The sequence below is a fragment of the Amycolatopsis sp. lyj-23 genome, from assembly GCF_046549135.1.
GTDB lineage: Bacteria > Actinomycetota > Actinomycetes > Mycobacteriales > Pseudonocardiaceae > Amycolatopsis.
The window spans coordinates 563,902-580,527 of sequence record NZ_JAJPWN010000003.1; the positions used below are offsets into that span (position 1 = coordinate 563,902).

At 71.9% G+C, this 16,626-nt stretch carries 17 protein-coding genes; 3 read left to right on the plus strand and 14 right to left on the minus strand.

Annotated features, from left to right (window positions below):
- The first annotated feature begins 109 nt into the window (after positions 1-109).
- Positions 110-1,108, plus strand: coding sequence for a hypothetical protein (locus ACLJPY_RS08750; protein WP_410587498.1), 999 nt, complete (start codon positions 110-112; stop codon positions 1,106-1,108).
- Between the two features lie 205 nt (positions 1,109-1,313).
- On the plus strand, positions 1,314-4,796 hold the full coding sequence (locus ACLJPY_RS08755; RefSeq protein WP_410587499.1) for a beta strand repeat-containing protein: 3,483 nt from the start codon (positions 1,314-1,316) through the stop codon (positions 4,794-4,796).
- A 217-nt stretch (positions 4,797-5,013) separates the two neighbouring features.
- Here the strand turns inward: ACLJPY_RS08755 and ACLJPY_RS08760 are convergent, their stop codons facing one another.
- Together ACLJPY_RS08760 and ACLJPY_RS08765 are read right to left on the minus strand one after the other, a co-directional pair.
- The gene (locus ACLJPY_RS08760) at positions 5,014-5,784 is read right to left on the minus strand and encodes a dioxygenase (RefSeq protein ID WP_410587500.1); all 771 of its coding nucleotides are present in this window, start codon (positions 5,782-5,784) and stop codon (positions 5,014-5,016) included.
- Between the two features lie 67 nt (positions 5,785-5,851).
- On the minus strand, positions 5,852-6,244 hold the full coding sequence (locus ACLJPY_RS08765) for a MarR family winged helix-turn-helix transcriptional regulator (RefSeq protein ID WP_410587501.1): 393 nt from the start codon (positions 6,242-6,244) through the stop codon (positions 5,852-5,854).
- Between the two features lie 66 nt (positions 6,245-6,310).
- Here ACLJPY_RS08765 and ACLJPY_RS08770 point away from each other — a divergent pair, with 66 nt between their 5' ends.
- Positions 6,311-6,763 carry a MarR family winged helix-turn-helix transcriptional regulator gene (locus tag ACLJPY_RS08770; RefSeq protein WP_410587502.1) on the plus strand — a complete coding sequence of 151 codons (453 nt, stop codon included), beginning with the start codon at positions 6,311-6,313 and terminating at the stop codon, positions 6,761-6,763.
- On the opposite strand, the gene dnaB is transcribed toward ACLJPY_RS08770, so the two are convergent.
- From dnaB to ACLJPY_RS08830, 12 genes are all read right to left on the minus strand, one after another.
- Positions 6,760-8,172, minus strand: coding sequence for a replicative DNA helicase (gene dnaB / locus ACLJPY_RS08775; RefSeq protein ID WP_410564694.1), 1,413 nt, complete (start codon positions 8,170-8,172; stop codon positions 6,760-6,762). The two genes, ACLJPY_RS08770 and dnaB, sit on opposite strands and share 4 nt — an antisense overlap.
- Positions 8,173-8,680: 508 nt before the next feature.
- Positions 8,681-9,472 carry an ESX secretion-associated protein EspG gene (locus ACLJPY_RS08780; protein ID WP_410587503.1) on the minus strand — a complete coding sequence of 264 codons (792 nt, stop codon included), beginning with the start codon at positions 9,470-9,472 and terminating at the stop codon, positions 8,681-8,683.
- 118 nt (positions 9,473-9,590) lie between these two features.
- Positions 9,591-10,949, minus strand: a complete 1,359-nt coding sequence (locus tag ACLJPY_RS08785; RefSeq protein WP_410587504.1) for a hypothetical protein — start codon at positions 10,947-10,949, stop codon at positions 9,591-9,593.
- Between the two features lies 1 nt (position 10,950).
- Positions 10,951-11,547: a DUF3558 domain-containing protein gene (locus tag ACLJPY_RS08790; RefSeq protein WP_410587505.1), complete on the minus strand. Its 597-nt coding sequence runs from the start codon at positions 11,545-11,547 to the stop codon at positions 10,951-10,953.
- Positions 11,544-11,897 (minus strand): hypothetical protein, encoded by a 354-nt coding sequence (locus tag ACLJPY_RS08795; RefSeq protein WP_410587506.1) that lies wholly within the window; start codon positions 11,895-11,897, stop codon positions 11,544-11,546. Before ACLJPY_RS08795 ends, ACLJPY_RS08790 begins: the two co-directional genes overlap by 4 nt.
- Before the next feature lie 143 nt (positions 11,898-12,040).
- Positions 12,041-12,502, minus strand: coding sequence for a 50S ribosomal protein L9 (gene rplI, locus ACLJPY_RS08800; protein WP_410587507.1), 462 nt, complete (start codon positions 12,500-12,502; stop codon positions 12,041-12,043).
- Between the two features lie 15 nt (positions 12,503-12,517).
- On the minus strand, positions 12,518-12,766 hold the full coding sequence (rpsR, locus tag ACLJPY_RS08805) for a 30S ribosomal protein S18 (protein ID WP_003098744.1): 249 nt from the start codon (positions 12,764-12,766) through the stop codon (positions 12,518-12,520).
- A gap of 43 nt (positions 12,767-12,809) precedes the next feature.
- Positions 12,810-13,322 (minus strand): single-stranded DNA-binding protein, encoded by a 513-nt coding sequence (locus tag ACLJPY_RS08810; RefSeq protein ID WP_410587508.1) that lies wholly within the window; start codon positions 13,320-13,322, stop codon positions 12,810-12,812.
- 17 nt (positions 13,323-13,339) lie between these two features.
- Entirely contained in the window at positions 13,340-13,666 is a 327-nt protein-coding gene (gene rpsF, locus ACLJPY_RS08815; RefSeq protein ID WP_200876551.1) for a 30S ribosomal protein S6, read from the minus strand.
- A 115-nt stretch (positions 13,667-13,781) separates the two neighbouring features.
- On the minus strand, positions 13,782-14,639 hold the full coding sequence (locus ACLJPY_RS08820; protein ID WP_410587629.1) for a hypothetical protein: 858 nt from the start codon (positions 14,637-14,639) through the stop codon (positions 13,782-13,784).
- Between the two features lie 102 nt (positions 14,640-14,741).
- Positions 14,742-15,650: a hypothetical protein gene (locus ACLJPY_RS08825; RefSeq protein WP_410587509.1), complete on the minus strand. Its 909-nt coding sequence runs from the start codon at positions 15,648-15,650 to the stop codon at positions 14,742-14,744.
- A 117-nt stretch (positions 15,651-15,767) separates the two neighbouring features.
- Positions 15,768-16,598: a hypothetical protein gene (locus tag ACLJPY_RS08830; RefSeq protein WP_410587510.1), complete on the minus strand. Its 831-nt coding sequence runs from the start codon at positions 16,596-16,598 to the stop codon at positions 15,768-15,770.
- Positions 16,599-16,626: the final 28 nt, after the last annotated feature.

Sequence of the window (16,626 nt, forward strand, 5' to 3'; positions counted from 1 at the left end):
GTGTCTTTCACACGATGGGGGCATCAAGTCGTGTCGAGGGTGCGCGGCGATGTGTCGATTTGATTAGGTCGCTTCCGCAACGACCGGATCATGAACCAGGAGACGACGAGTGGCGAACACCGCGGCGAACGAGGGGCAGGGCGTCAAGCGCGCCGGCCGTCTCGTGTCGCGTGCGCTGCTCGTGCTCGGCGGCGCGGTGGCGGGTACCGCCGCCGCGTGGCTCGTCTCCGGGGCCGCGGCGTCCGCGGCGTCCGCCGACACCCCCACCGTCCAGGTGGGCACCGCTTCCGTCACCCCGGTCACCGACGCCACGGCGGCGGGGATCGGCGACGTGAACCACGGCACCGGCCACTTCGCGGGCACGGTCGCCGGCGGAGCGGTCGACGCGGTCTGCCACCAGGACGCGACGACGTGGAGCGAGCCGCAGGTCCCGCGGCCGTGCGACCACACCGACACCCGCACCGTCGGGCAAGAGGTTTCCGAGCGCGTCAGCGACTCGGTGACGGGCCTCGCCGACGACGCGGTGCTGAGCCCGGCCCAGCGCACCCTCGGCGCGTTCGAGCACATCGCGCGCAAGCCGCAGGACACCCGCCAGGTCATCGAGCAGACCATGACCCCCGCACCGGACGCGGACTTCGGCCGCCACGTGTGGCAGCTGCTCGACCCGGCCGGGCACGGCGACCTGGTCCCGCTCCCCGGCCTCCCGGGCCTCGCCCCGGCCGGAACCGAGCCGGTGACCTCCGGTGCCGGCCAAGCGGCGGGCACGCCCGCCGGTCCGGCCGTCGAACTCCCCGCCGCGTCGCAGGCTGAGCTCGCGACCACGGCGGGCGGTCGGCACGACGACGGCACCGGTGCCGCGGGTCACTCCCGCGACGGGCACCGCGACCTGCCGTTGCCGCTGACCCCGGCGCAGCTCCCGATCGCGCCGGCCGTTCCCACTGCCCCGGGCGGCACCACGGCCCCCGGTGGGCACCTCGACGGGTTCAACTTCGGCGTTCCGCTTTGGACGACCGAAGCCGTCGACACCGCCGTCGCGGCGATGAGCCGCGCCGGCCTGCGCCACTCGCTGCGCACCCCGGGCGAACAGCCCGGCGTCACTCCTGACTGAACACCTCCCGTCACGGGTCGCTGACGCGTCCACGTCCGTCGTTCGCTGACGGCTTCGCGTCCGCTCAACTCCCGTGACCCGGCGGTGCGCTTTGTCGCGCCCGCAAGAAGTCCACCCCTTCCCGGTGCGCGCGGACCCATCCCCTCTTCGACGGGCGCACCCCCATGAACCCGCAAGGGAACCCGAAATAAAGGAGAAAAACCCCATGCAGACGTGGGCAAAGCGCGGACTCCAGACCGCATTTGTCACGGGTGGGTTGCTGATGCTGGGCACCGGCATCGCCTCGGCTGACGAAAACGTCAACCCCGACACCCCTGCCTCACCGCTCGACCTGAACGCCACGGTTCCGTTCCAGGAAGCCAACAACGCGGTCGGCACCCCCTTCGGCCAGCTGGACCTGCCCGCCGGGCAGACGGAGCTGAGCACCAAGCCGGCCACCCAGGCCGTGAACGAAGCCGCCAAGCAGTTCGACAACGCGAGCCCGGTCAACGAGAGCACCCTCGGCGGCAACAAGGCCGACGGCGCGGGCGGCTTCACCCCGAGCCACGACAACCTCAAGCACAACAAGGTCGCGGGCGACGTCGTCATCCCGATCCAGATCGTCGACAACGCGATCGGCGCCGCGGGTGACGCCCACGTCGTCGGCGGCAACCACTCGCAGAACTGGACGCACGACCAGGACATCAAGACGACCGGCAAGGACTCCAGCCTCGCCGGCAACGCCGTCGTCCTCGACTGGGCGCTCCCGGTCCAGATCGCCGGCAACGGCGGCGGCGTCGCCGGCGGCACCGGCCGCGTGACCGGTGGGTCGGCCAGCCAGAGCACCACCGAGACCGGCGACGTCGACACCAGCGGTGACGGCTCCCCGCTCTCCGGCAACGTGGTGGCGGGCCAGTTCGCCACCCCGGTGCAGGTGACCGGCAACGCCGCTTCCTACCTGCTCGGCAACGGGCAGAGCCACGGCTACTCGGCCGACACCGTCGCCACCTCCGGCGGCTCGCTGCTGAGCTCCGGCGACCAGGCCGCCGAGGCGGGCAACGTGATCGGCGTGCCGATCGCCGTGCCGGTCAAGTTCAACTGCAACTCCGGTGCCGTGTGGGGCTCGCTGTCGAACTCCGACGGCTGCCACACGGCTGCGGACGCCAAGGCCGGGGACACCCGCCGCGGCAGCCTCGGCGGCATCCCGACCTACCTCGAGACCAGCGGCGACAACTCGTTCCTGTCGGGCAACGGCGGGTCCGCCGCGCTGTCCCCGATCGCGAACGTCGCGGGTGTCGCGGGCTCGTGGATCGGCAACGCCTCGGCGGGCATCCCCTTCGCCGGCAGTTCCTCCAGCACTGCCGACTCGGGTGGCTTCGTCAAGACGACCGGTGACCACTCGAGCGGGTCGGGCAACGTGCTCAACCCGTCGCTCGCGCTGCCGGTCGAGGCCTTCGGCATCGGTGGCACCTACCTCGGCCAGGCCAACGCGGTCCACGACAACACGACCGACGCCAACGCGGGCAACGGCAGCTACACCAAGGGCAACGACGCCTTCCTCGGCGGCAACATCGCCAACACCCAGGCCGCGGGCGCGCCGGAGGTCTTCGGCATCGGCGGCAGCCACATCGGCAACGCCACCGGCAAGGCGACCGAGGACAAGACGGTCACCGCCGGGGCGTACGACGGCACCCAGGGCGCTGACTCGTCCGGCTCGGGCAACCTGATCCAGGTCCCGGTCGGCCTGCCCGCCGAGATCTTCGGCATCGGTGGCTCGTTCATCGGCCAGGGCTCCGGCGCGGCCGACGAGACCAAGGTCGTCTCCGGCGGCGGCGGTGGCAGCACCGTGGACGACGGCGGCTTCCTGAGCTCCAACCTGGGCACCGTGCCGGCGTCCGTGCCGGTGCAGGCGGCCAACATCGGTGGCGCGCTCGTCGGCCAGGGCCACGGCAAGGGCTCGACCGACACGACGTCCAACGCGGGCGGCCCCGTCAAGGCCCAGGGTCCCGGCGGAGCCGGCGCGGGCAACATCGTCGAGGCCCCGGTCGCGCTGCCGCTGCAGGCGATGGGCGCCGGCGGCGCGCTCGCCGGCATCGGCACCGGTCAGAACGACAACATCACCGACGCGACGGCGGGCGGCAACGCCGTGACCGACGGCCGCGACGGTGCGGTGACCGGCAACATCGTGAAGGCCCCGATCGCGGGCGCCGGCTCGGTCTTCGGCGACGGGATCGCCGGGGCGGCGCTGGGCAGCGGTCTCGGCACCAACGACGTCCAGTCCGTCGCGGGCGGCGACGCCACGACCAGCGGTGACCGCGGCAGCGTGGCCGGCAACATCGTCGGCCTGGACGCGCTGCCGGTGGCGCAGGTCTTCGGCGACGCCGTCAGCGCGGTGGGTGTCGCCAAGGGCGGCGGCATCAACACGACCGACGTGACGAACTCGGGCAACGACACCACCTCCGGTGTCGAGGGCGCGATCTCGGGCAACATCCTGGACCTGCCGGTGACCGCGATCGCGCAGATGTTCGGCGACGGGGTGACCGTGGGCGGCGTGGCGCACGCCGTCGGCGAGAACACGCTGACCACGGAGAACGGCGGCAACGCCCTCACCAAGGGCGACCAGTCCGCGCTGTCGGGCCTCAACGGCTACCACGCGTTCGCGCTGCCGGTGCAGATCTTCGGCGTGCCCCTCGAGCTGCTCGGGGCGGCCTCCGCCTACGCGACCGACGCGACGAGGATCGACGACGACGCCCTGGACCCGATCGCCTTCCCGGAGGAGGGTTCGGAGCTGGCGGCCGACGAGGTGCCGTCCCTGGCCGCGCTCCGCGCCGCCCTGCCCGCCCGGGCCGGCGTGCCGTCGCTGGACGGCCTGACCGGCAACCTGCCGATCGCCGGGCTGCTCGGCGGGTTGCCGTCGCTGGACGGCCTGACCAACGCGCTGAAGGGCACCCAGGTGGACACCGGGACGCCGTCGGTGGACAGCGTGGCCGGCACCCTGCCTGCCGCTGACCTGCCCACCGAGGTCCTGCCGGTGCTGCCGGTCGCGGCCACGCTGGCGACCCAGCGTGCGGACGCGCCGACGGCCGGCCTGCCCGCCGTGAACGGCCTGTCGGTGCTCAGCTCGCTGGGCGCTCTGGGCCACGGCACCGAGCGTGCGGACGTGCCGGCTGCCGGCCTGCCCGTCGCCGTGCCGGCGCTGCCGAAGGCAGACCTGCCCGCGGTGAGCGGCCTGTCGGCGCTGGGCGCCCTCGGCCAGGGCACCGAGCGTGCGGACGTGCCGGCCGCCGGCCTGCCCGTCGCCGTCCCGGCGCTGCCGGCCCTGCCGAAGTCGGGCCTGCCCGCGGTGAACGGCCTGTCGGCGCTGGGTTCGCTGGGCGCGCTGGGCCAGGGCACCGAGCGTGCGGACGTGCCGGCTGCCGGCCTGCCCGCCGCGGTTCCGGCCCAGGGTGGCGTCCCGGCGCTGCCGAAGCCGGCCCTGCCGGCCCTGCCGTCGGCGCTGCCCGCGGTGAACGCCCTGTCGGCGCTCGGCACGCTGGGTTCGCTGGGCTCCCTCGGCCACGGCACCGAGCGTGCGGACGTGCCGGCCGCGGGTCTGCCGGTGAACGCCAAGCTGCCGATGCTGGACGGCGTCCCGCAGGTGCCGGCGCTGTCGGGCCTGGACTCCACCAGCTTCATCGGGAAGCTGGTGGGCCTGCTCAAGCGCAAGTAGTGCGGTGAAGCCGGCGGGTTCCCCGGAACCCGCCGGCCCACGAACCCCGCTGTCACGGCGGCCGCGTTCCACCGCGCCGCGAGGGTGACCTCGCACGGAACGCACCACCGGCGTGACCGCGGCTGCGGGACTCCCCGCAACACCGGATAGGCCTCCTTCCCTGGAGACGACGAGCCCCAGGAGCCACTCGGCTCCTGGGGCTCGTTCGCGTCCAGGGTCAGGAGAACTGGAGGGAACGCTTCGCCAGGCCGTGCCAGAAGCCGTCGATCACCGTGCGGCCGGATCCCTCGTCCGAGGTGGCGCCCAGGGACACGAACAGCGGTGCGAAGTGCTCGATGCGCGGGTGGGCGAGCGTCGCCGCCGGCGCCTTGTGGCGGAAGTCGAGCAGCGTGTCGACGTCGCCGCTGCGCAGGACCTCGGCACCCCAGTGGTCGAACTCGGCCGACCACGACGGCGGTGTCCCGTCGGTGGCGCGGGCCATGCCGCTCAGGTTGTGGGTGAAGAAGCCGCTGCCGATGATCAGCACGCCTTCGTCGCGCAACGGCGCGAGCTTGCGGCCGAGGTCGAACAGCTCCTGCGGGTCGAGCGACGGCATCGAAACCTGCAGGACCGGGATGTCGGCCGCCGGGAACATCTCGACCAGCGGCACGTAGGCGCCGTGGTCGAGGCCGCGCTCCGGGGCGTCGTGCACCGGCGTCTGCGTCGAGCGAAGCAGCTTCCGGACCTTCGCCGCCAGCTCCGGAGCACCGGGCGCCGCGTACTCCACCTGGTAGTAGCGCTCGGGGAAGCCCCAGAAGTCGTACACGAGCGGCACGGTCGTCGTCGCCCCGATGGTCAGCGGCGCTTCCTCCCAGTGCGCCGACACGACCAGGATCGCGCGGGGCTTCGGCAGGTCGGCCGACCAGGCGGCGAGCTGGCGGGTCCACGTGGTGTCGTCGGCGAGCGGCGGCGCTCCGTGGCTGAGGTAGAGGACCGGGGTGCGGGTCATCGACGGCTCCAGTGATTGAAAGTTCAACAACTAGAGTACGTGACGCCGGCTTGCTCCGGGATATTCCTCAGGTGGCTTCGAGGTTCGCGGCGCAGCGTTCCAGTGTCCGGATCGTCGTGCGGTAGTCGTCGTCGCTGATGCCTTCAACGGCCTTCGCGCGGAACTGCTTGATCTGCGCTTCCACGCGGGTGTGGGCTTCGCGGCCGTCGGCGGTCAGGGTGCCGTCCGCGGCGACCCAGCCACGGGCGCGCAGATCGGCCACCTTCGGGGCCATCGAGCCCTCGCCGGTGACGAACGGGGCCATCGCCGCGTCGACCTCCTCCGGCGTGTGGGCGCCGAGGGCGATCGTGTTGAGTACCTGCCAGTGCCGGCGGGTCAGCGACTGCGCGTCGAGGGCGCGGGCCATGGAGGATTCGAGGAGCTCGTGGAGGTGGCGAAGCCACCAGCCCAGGGGTTTCATGAGTACTCCGACATGCCAGTGGACAACTGCATGTAAAAGTACATGTAGTTCGGAGGTGGAGCAACCATGACCGACGCCGTGGCCGACGTCGAGCGCGCCATGATCGCAATCCGCCGCGGCCAGCAGCGGCGGGCCCTCAGCCGGATCGGCAAGGCGAGGGGCCGCGGTGCGCACGACCCGGTGTTCGAGCTGCTCGACGTCGTCGAGGAACTCGCCGAGCGCGGCGAGCCCAGCACGGTGACGGCCTTGAGCGCGGCGCTGGGCGTCGACCAGCCACGCGCCAGCCGGCTCGTGGCGCGCGCGGTCGAGCAGGGGCTGCTGCGGCGCGAAGCCGATCAGCGCGACGGACGGCGTGCGGTGCTCGTGCCGACTCCGGCCGGCGAGGCGCACCTCGACGAGCTGCACGCCTTCCGCCGCGGCGTGTTCGCGGAGGTCATGGCGGACTGGCCGGAGGAGGACCGCGAGACGTTCGGCAGGCTCCTCACGGCGTTCGTCCGCGGGTACAGCGCCCTCGGCTAGTCGTGCGAGAGGTCGACGAAGCGGCTGTAGTGCAGCTGGTGGGCGACGGTGATGGTCGCCGTCGGCCCGGCGCGGTGCTTCGCGATGATCAGGTCGGCCTCGCCCGCGCGCGGGTCGTCCCGCTCCCAGGCGTCCGGGCGGTTGACCAGGATGACGAGGTCGGCGTCCTGCTCCAGGGAGCCGGACTCACGCAGGTCGGACAGCATCGGGCGCTTGTCCGTGCGCTGTTCCGGGCCACGGTTCAGCTGGCTGATCGCGATCACGGGGACCTCGATCTCCTTCGCCAGCAGCTTCATCTGCCGCGAGAACTCCGAGACTTCCTGCTGCCGCGACTCGACGCGCTTGCCGGACGTCATCAGCTGGAGGTAGTCGAGGACGACGAGCTTGAGGTCGTGCCGCTGCTTCAGCCGCCTCGCCTTCGCGCGGATCTCCATCATCGTCATGTTCGGCGAGTCGTCGACGAACAGCGGCGCCTCGGAGACCTCGCTCATCCGGCGGGCCAGGCGCGTCCAGTCGTCGTCGGACATCTTGCCGCCGCGCATGTCGGCGAGGCGGATCTTGGCCTCCGCCGACAGCATGCGCATGACGATCTCGGTGCGGCTCATTTCCAGCGAGAAGATGACGCTGGTCATGCCGTGCCGGATGGACGCCGAGCGGGCGAAGTCGAGGCCGAGCGTCGACTTGCCGACACCGGGGCGGGCCGCGACGATGATCATCTGCCCGGGGTGCAGCCCGTTGGTCAGCTCGTCGAAGTCGGCGAACCCGGTCGGGATGCCCTGGGACTGGCCGCCGCGCGAGGCGATGGCGTCGATCTCGTCCATCGTCGGCTGCAGCAGTTCTTCCAGCGCGACGTAGTCCTCGCTGGTCCGCCGCTCGGTGACGTCGTAGATGGCGGCCTGCGCGCGGTCGACGACCTCGTCGATGTTCGCGCCGTCGCCGGCCGCCGCGCCGTAGCCGTACTGGACGATCCGGGTGCCGGCCTCGACGAGCCGGCGCAGCACCGCCTTCTCCGAGACGATCTCCGCGTAGTAGCCGGCGTTCGCCGCCGTCGGCACCGTCGCGATCAGCGTGTGCAGGTACGGGGCGCCGCCGACGCGGCCGAGCTCCCCGCGCCGCTCGAGCTCGGCCGAGACCGTGATCGGGTCGGCGGGCTCGCCGCGGCCGTAGAGGTCGAGGATGCAGTCGTAGATCGCCTGGTGCGCGGGCCGGTAGAAGTCGTCGGGGCCGAGCGCCTCGATGACGTCGGCGACCGCGTCCTTGGACAGCAGCATGCCGCCGAGCACGGACTGCTCGGCCGCGATGTCCTGCGGCGGCTGGCGGTCGAACCCGCCGCCGCCCCCAGGGCCGGGGTCGCTCGGACCCGGGTCGGACTCCGCGTACATCGGACTGCGGTCGTCGGTCAGCGCCACCGCCCCGGCCACCTCCTCATCGTGTCGAACACCCGTTCGATTATGCCGGATCTTCGCTCTCGAAGCACGTGGCCGGTGCTCGTGCACCCGGCCACCCCCGGACCTCGTCCCCCGATGATCGGCGACAACGCCGATCGGCTGCCGCAGACACGCGGAGCGCCACCGTGAGTACAGGCCCGAGCGGGCACGCTAGATCCCCCGGAAGGCCGATGGCAATTCAGGGTGGGGACCCTTCTGTGGACAACCTGGGGATGAACGGGGGTAACCAATCACAGGTGCCGCGAGAGCTGTGGACAAGTTGGGGACAAGCGGGATCGGGTTTGCTGAATTCGCAGGTCAAAGGCTGTGTACAAGGTGTGGAGAACTTGCGGAAAACTCGTGCGGCGTGTCGCGGGAAGTCCGTTCTTCGGCGTGTCGTGGACCAGCTGAAGCCCATTGGACCGCGTGGCCTGTGGATGAATATCACGGAGGGTAGACGCGGTTACCCGGTGGGCTGAACGGTCCGGGATCAGGCCGCGGTGAGCCGGCCCTGTGCGCTGCGTAACCGCTCGGCGAGAACGCGCTGGTCGGCCGGGGTGAAGGCGATCCGGTTCTCGCCCCGCCCCGGAACCTCCTCGGTCAGCCACCGGCCTTCCGCCGTATCGATGTAGTTCACCGGGCGTTCGATCCGGTGCCGCGCCCCGGTGCGGCCGCGCGCCGCGACGTAGAGGCTGCCGCTCCCGATCCGGCGCAACGCGAGGATCCGGCGGAGCTCTTCGACCTCCTGCGAACCTTCGGCCGGGCGATCGCTGCGGAGCACCGCGAACCCGCCGCCGTCGTCGCCGCGGGCGGTCCCCTCCAGCTGGCTCTTCGGCACCGCGAGCGGTGTCCCGCGCCCGGGCGCGAGCTTCGGGATCTGGCCGAGGAAGTCGTCGAGCAGCTCGCCGGGCCGCGACGACCCCAGCACGACGACGTCGAGCTCCTCGTGCTTGGCCAGCACGAACGCCTCGCCACCGGCACTGCCGGCGAGCAGCCGGTAGCTCACCGGCTTGCCCTGGAACCCGCCGTCGATCCAGCCGTAGTACTCCAGCTGCGGCCGGGCGATCGCCTCGATCGTCGCGACGAACCCCGGGTGCATGCCGCGCGGGCCGAACAGCCCGGCCTTGGCGAGCTCGGCGTTGGTCCGCTCGTCCTCGGCGCGCTGGGCCTCGTCGCTGTACCAGGTCGGCGTCTCGGACAACACCGTGTGCGGCTCGCCGCCCCGGCGCCGGACCAGGTTGACCAGGGTGCCGGTCGTGATGGTGACCTGCCTGTCCAGCACCGCTCTTCCCCCAGTGAAGATCGAACGTGGAGATCGAAAACCGAAGCTCGGATTTCGGGTGAACCCGGCACGAGCCGGGCGCGCCCATCTTGGCACGCGCCCGGCCGTCCCGCGTGCGCTACTCGCCGATGACCGGCGGCGCGGTCAGCTCGTCGGTACCGAAGATGTCGTTCGGGTCGTCACCGAGCAGGTACTTCGACGAGCGCTCCTCGTCGCCGCCGCCCTGACCCTTGGCGCCGTGCCCCATGCCGCCCATGCCACCCATCCCGGTGGAGCCGCCGCGGCCCGCCGCCGCGCCGCCCATCGCTCCGCCGGCACCCGCGCCGCCACGACCGGAGCCGGCTCCGGCCGCGTCCCCGGCGCCGGGCACGCCCGTACCGGTCGAGCCGCCGGGCCCGAAGCCCACGCCGCCCGGCCCGAAGCTCCCCGACGGGTCGCCGATCCCGCCCGAGCCGCCGGGCCCGAAGCCGCCGCCCGGGATCGAGAAGTCGCCGACGCCGCCCGAGCCGCCGGGACCGAAGCCGCCGGCCCCGGGGAGCTTCGGCGGGGTGAACCCGGACGAGTGGGTGCCGTCGCCGAAGTTCGGCGGGGTGAAGCTGCCCGGGCCGGGGATCTTCGACGGGTCGTAGCTGCCGCTGGGGACCTTCGAAGGGTCGAAGTTCGGCGGCCTCGACGGGTCGAAGCCCGGCACCTTGCCCGGGTCGAAGCTCCCGCCGGGGATGTGCGGCTGACCGGGGACGGACGGCACACTGCCCGGCCCGGGCAGGTTCACCCCGGGCACCGAGCCGGTCCCGGTGCCGGTTCCCGTGCCGTTGCCGTTGCCGTTCCCCGAGCCGTCCTGGTCGCCCGACTTCTTCTTGCCGTCCTTGCCGCCGTCGACGTTGACGTTCTCCTGCTGGCCCTTGAGCGCGGAGTACGTCGGCATCTTCTGGCCGTTGTCGTTGCTCGCCTTGTAGTAGGTGTTGAACGCGTCGACGTTGGCCTGGCCCTTGGCGTTGTAGTCGCGGATCGCCCGGTCGGTGTCGGTCGTCCACGGCGTCACCGCGTTGAGCAGGTTGTTCTTCGGGGGGTCCTTCGGCACCTGCTGGACCTGCGCGTGCACCGTGGTGAAGGCGTTGTGCTGCTCGCCGAGGTACTTGTCGGAGTCGGTGAGCTTGGTGCCGGAGTCCTCCATCCACACCCGCAGCGGGTGGGCGCCGGCGTTCTGCGCCGCGTCGGCCCCGCCGCCCGTCCAGGCCGCGTCCATCTCCCTGGCCAGCTCGTCGATCGTGCCGAGGCGTTCTTGGTAGGCGCCCTTCAGCCGGCTCGCCGCCGCCTGCCCGTTTTCGATCGAACCGGCGCCGGGACCGGTGGTGATCTTCTCCCAGATGTCGTAGCAGTCGATCTTGCGGTCGCCCTGCACCGACGTGTGGTCGTCGGAATGCGTGGTCGCCATGTTGTAGGCGGCGAAGCCGCCCAGGAGCACCAGTTCGAGCACGTCAGCCCTCCTTCAGCGTCTGCACCATCGCTTCGCCGAACTTCTGCGCCACCGGGCAGGGGTCCGACGCGCCGGCGCCGTGGTCGTACTGCACGAGGATGTTGACCGCCAGCTCGTCGGTCACCCCGACGAACAGGCCGCACTTGCCGTTCTTGCGCCCGTCCACCGCCGCCGCGTACACGCCCGGGTAGCCGCTGATCTGCGTCTCTTCCCAGTACGCGTCGTTGGCCTTCGTGTCGTAGACGTCGCTGAGGCCGTTCTTGTTCGCCGTCACCGTCGTCACATCGATCTGGTTGCCCGGGTCGGCGGCTTCCTGGAAGGTGCAGCTCGGGCCGTTGCCCGTGCTGCGCGAAGCGCCGTCGCCGAGGCTGAGCGAGGAGCGCGCGGACGAAGACAGCGTCGCGCAGGCGTCCGAGGTGATCGACGCGGTGTTCAGGGGGCTCGGCACCTTCGGCGCGGAGCCGCCACCGGCGGCCGCGCTGCTCGATTCGGCCGTGGACGGCGCCGGGTTCGCGGTGCCGCGGGTCTGGGCGGCGCAGCCGGCGAGCGCGAGCGCGGCGAAGGCCAGCGCGGGGACGGCGATGAAGCGTCGGTTCACGTGGCCTGGTTCCCCGTCTTCGAAAGGTCGGAGTAGGCCTCCGACTCCTTGGTGGTGATCTTCTGCTTCGCGGCGGTGAGGGCGTCGATGTAGTTCTTGACGTAGTCCTGCATCTTCTGGTTCTGCTCGAGGAACGCCTTGCCGGACGGGTTCGCGAGCTTCTCCCAGTCGCCGCTCGCGAACTCCTTGCCGGGCGCCTTCACGTTCGCCATCAGGTTGGCGTCGTCGTAGTCGCGCTTCAGGTCGGCCTGCAGGTCCTGCCACTTCTTGATGACGCCGTCGATCTTGTCGGCGTCGAAGGTGAAGCCGCCACCGCCGGCCGGCGCGGACATGTTGACCTCGTTACCCATCCTGATCCACCCCTTCGCATCCGGCGCCCATTCTCCTCCGACGCCGCCGCGCTGTCCGGGGTTCCCCGGAAAGCGTGAAGGCGGGCCGCCCACCAGGGACGGCCCGCCTTCTCACGGTGTTGCTGCCTTGAGGTGTTGCTGCCTTACGGCGCGACGGCCTTGACCTCGAGCCGCACGTCGACCTTGACGTCCGGGTGCAGCCGGGCGCCGACCGAGTGCTTGCCCACGGTCTTGATGTGGTCGCGCAGCTCGATGACGCGCTTGTCGAGCAGCGGGCCACCGGCCGCCTTGATCGCGTCCACGATCTCGGCCGCGGTGATCGAGCCGAAGAGCTTCTTCGAGCCCTCGGCCGCCTTGCCGGTGAGCTGGATGGCGCCGAGGCCCTCCAGCGTCGCCTTGATCTCCTTGGCGTGGTCGAGGTCGCGGATGCGACGGCTCTCCTGCGCGCGCTGGATCGTGCGCACGTTCTTCTCCGCGCCCTTGGAGGCCGCGATCGCGTAGCCCCGCGGGAGCAGGTAGTTGCGCGCGTAGCCGTCCTTGACCTCGACGATGTCGCCGGGGCCGCCGAGGTTGGCCACGTCCGTGGTGAGGATGATCTTCGCCATGTCTCCTGCCCTCCCTTAGCGCGCGGTCGAGGTGTAGGGCAGCAGCGCCATCTCGCGGGAGTTCTTGACCGCGATGGCGATGTCACGCTGGTGCTGGCTGCAGTTGCCGGTGACGCGACGGGCACGGATCTTGCCGCGGTCGGAGATGTACTTCCGCAGCAGGTTGGTGTCCTTGTAGTCGATCAGTTCCGGGCGGCCCTTCTTCTCGGCCTTGCAGAACACGCAGACCTTCTTCTTGGGCTTGCGGATGGGTGGCTTGGCCACTGGTCTACTCCTGGAATTTCAAATCTTGTGGATGTGTACGAGATCAGAACGGGGGCTCGTCCGAGAAGCCGCCGCCACCGCTGCTCGCGGCCGGGGCGGAACCCCACGGGTCGTCGGCCGGCATGCCGCCACCGCCGCCGCCGCGGTTCCCACCGCCGCCACCGCCGCCGCCGAAGTCACCGCCGCCACCGCGGCTGACCTTGTTGACCTTGGCCGTGGCGTAGCGCAGCGAGGGGCCGATCTCGTCGACCTCGAGCTCGACGACGGTCCGCTTCTCGCCTTCCTTGGTCTCGAACGACCGCTGCTTCAGGCGGCCCTGCACGACGACGCGGGCGCCGCGGGTTAGGGACTCGGCGACGTTCTCCGCCGCCTGGCGCCAGATGTTGCAGCGCAGGAAGAGCGCCTCGCCGTCCTTCCACTCGCCCGACTGCTTGTCGAGCGTGCGCGGGGTGGACGCGACGGTGAAGTTCGCGACCGCCGCACCGGACGGGGTGAAGCGCAGTTCCGGGTCGGACGTCAGGTTGCCGACCACCGTGATGACGGTGTCTCCAGCCATCGGGGTTCCCCTCGGGCTCAGGCCTTGGCGGCAGCGGGCTTGGCCGCGGCGCGCTTGACCTCGCGACGCATGACCTTGGTGCGGAGCACGGTCTCCTGCAGCGACAGCTGCCGGTCGAGCTCCTTGACCGCGTCGGCCGAGGAGTTCAGGTCGAGCAGCGCGTAGATGCCCTCGGCGTGCTTCTTGATCTCGTACGAAAGGCGGCGGCGGCCCCAGACGTCGACCTTCTCCACGGAACCGCCCGAAGTGCGGATCACGTTGAGGAAGTTGTCCAGCGTGGGGGCGACCGTGCGCTCGTCGAGCGTGGGGTCCAGGATGACCATTACCTCGTAATGGCGTGACACAACCACTCACCTCCTATGGGCTCGCGGCCACGGGCTGTCCGTGGCAGGAGGGTTTGTCCAGGTAAGGCTACCTGGGGGTACCGAGGAGACCGGACAGCGGGTCTCTTCCCGGGGGTCAGGCAGCCCGGCGCAGCACCCAGGTGCGGACCAGCCCGGCGGTCACCCCGGCGAGCACGATCACCGCGAGGAGCATGGGCAGCTGCACGTCGCTCGACGAGCTGCTCGAGGCCAGCGACTGCGCGTTGCCGGCGTCGCGGACGTCCGCGCTCTGGCCGCTCTGGTCGCCCGCACCCGCCTGCGGGGCGGAGGCGTCACCGGGGAGGGTGCCGTTGGCCGGGTAGCGCACGCCCGGGGCGACGGCGGTGCCCGCGGTCGCCGTCGGGATGCCGCTGTAGTCGCGCATCGGGGCGCTGCCGCCCGTGCCGCCCGCGGTGCCCGGGTTCAGGTTCGAGAGGTTGCCCGACGCGCCGGGTGCGGTGCCGGTGCCGCCCTGCTGGGTGCCCGTGCCGCCCGCGCCCGGCTGACCCGGGGAGCTCGGCGCCACGTAGTTGCTCGCGAGCAGGGTCAGGCCGCAGCCCTTGGCGACGGTGCTCTCCACGCTGTTCAGCGTCTTGTTCCAGTCGAGGCCGAGGCCCCACGTGCCGGAGTTGGCCAGCGCGGTCCGCACCGCCTTGCCGATCGCGGCGCCGGTCGCCTCCCCGCCCGCGGCGTTCGGCACCTGGCCGACCGGGATCGAGTGGATCTTGTCGATGGAGTCGCCCGCCCAGCCGCCGACCGCGAGGGTGCCGGCGTTGTTCGCGCCGTTGGTGACGAGGGTCTTCACCGAGGCGCCGTCGATTGCGACCTGGTCACCCATCTGCCCGCTGACCGAGCCCGTGCAGCTGTTGCTGACCAGGGTCGTCGTGGCGGAGGCGGTGCCCGCGGAGAGGAACGCGCCCCCGGCCATGAACGCGGCAATGGCGGTGACGGTCATGATCTTCCGCACGAGCACTGTCCTCCAGGGATTACCGGGGCGTCGTTCGAGGCAACACCAGGATGAACGACGGAGATACGCGAAAGATACTCGGCAGTTGGATCAATTCGCAGCGGCCATCCGGCGGAGCACCCAGGTGCGGACGAGCCCCGCGCTGACTCCGGAGAGTGCGAGTACCGCGATGAGCAGCGGCAGATTCGACCCGTTCGTGAAGCCGTCCGACGCGGAGGGCAGCGCTTCGGCCTGGCCCGCGGTCTGGATGCCGGGATTGCCGTCCGCCGGGCCAGCCGGACCGGTGAGGCCGTACTGCGGGGCGTAACCCGGGATCTGGCTGCCGTAGCGGATCGCCGGCGAGGGCGTGAAGAGCCCGGCCGTCGCGAACGGGATGCCGCTGTAGTCGCGCATCGGGGCGTACCCCGTGCCGAGGGTGAACGGGAAGCCGCCGAACACGGGCGTGCTCGAGAAACCGGGCAGGAGCGGGCTGTTCGCGTCCGGGATCGGCGTGGTGCCCGCCGGGGTGCCGCCCTGCTGCGGCGTGCCCCCGGTCCCGCCCTGGGCCGGTGGCTGCTGCGGGCTGCCGCCCGTGCCGCCGGGCTGCTGCGGGGCGGGCTGGCCGCCGCCGCTGAGCGAGCGGAGGCCCTGCTGGGTGCCGCCGGTCACGCCCTGGACGCCCTGGTTGATCGCGCTCGCGGCGGGCGCGCCGACCACCGGGACCGGCGCGACGACGGTGTCCACCACCTTGACCGTGACCTGGCAGAGCGTGCCGAGGACCGCGTTGATCGTCCCGGTCAGCACCTTGGTGCCTTCGGTGACGATCCCCAGGTTGAGCGGGAGGCCGAGCAGCGGTGTCGTGGCCTTCACCGTGTCGCCGGGCTTGGCGCTGATCGTGTCGCCGCACTTGGCCGTGATGGTGTCCGCCGACGCGGTGCCGGGCATGCCGAGCACGGCCGAACCCGCGAGAGCGACCGCCGCCGCACCGACCGCTGTAGCCCTCCGTGTCCGTTCGTGCATGCTCGCCACCCCTGCTGTCGTCGCCTACTTACCAGTACAACGACGCTAAGGCAGCCGGGTGACGCCCGCCCGCTCAGAAATGTCCGGCATTCGGGTGGAAGCGGACGTCACCGTGGGTCAGGCGGGGTTGCGGCGGATCCAGGCCCGGACGAGCGCGGCCGCGACCATCGCCAGCGCGAGCACGGCGAGCAGCATCGGCAGCTTCGCCGGCGGGGTGACGCCGGGCAGCGCCTCCGCGGTGCCGGACCGCTGGGCGTCCACGGTCGGCGGCGGGACCTGCTGGCCGGGGATGATCTGCGCGATGACCGGCGCCTGCACCAGGGTGCCCGGCAGCAGGGCGGCGTTGGTGAAGATGCCCGAGATCGCGTCGCCCGGCAGGCCGGCGTTCCCCTGGCCGGTGACGATCGGGCCGACGCTCGAGCCGGGCGGGTTCGGCACCGGCGCCGGACCCGGACCGGGGCTCGGCGGGGTCGGCCCGGGCGGCGTGGGCTGCGGCGGGTTGGGTCCCGGCGGCACGGGCAGGGGCGGCAGGGGCGGCAGGGGCAGTGGCGGCAGGCCGGCGGCCACGCCCTGGGTCAGGTTGCCGACCGCGTTGACCGTGTTCTGCGCGGCCGGGCACACGCCCTTGGCCGCCGCGTCGCCAACCAGCGGCACGCGGCCGAGGCCGAGCGCCTTGACCGTGTCGCCGACGGGCAGCGTGAGCAGGGGCGCCGAGCCGTCCGTGTTCCGCGAACCCGAGTCGAGGCCCACCGTGAGCCGGTTCGGGGCGTTCAGCGGGGCGCCGGCGTCGAGCACCAGGCCGGACGCGCTCCCCTGCTGCAGCGTGGCCTGGCAGCTCCCGCCGAGCGTGGGATTGGTGCCGGCGCTCGCCACCCCCGGCGTGGCCAGCGCCGCCGACGCCGCGAAGGTGAAGGCCAGTGCGGTGCCCCGCGCGACGTGCTTCCCCATCGATGCCCTCCGGCAGTCGGACCAATTG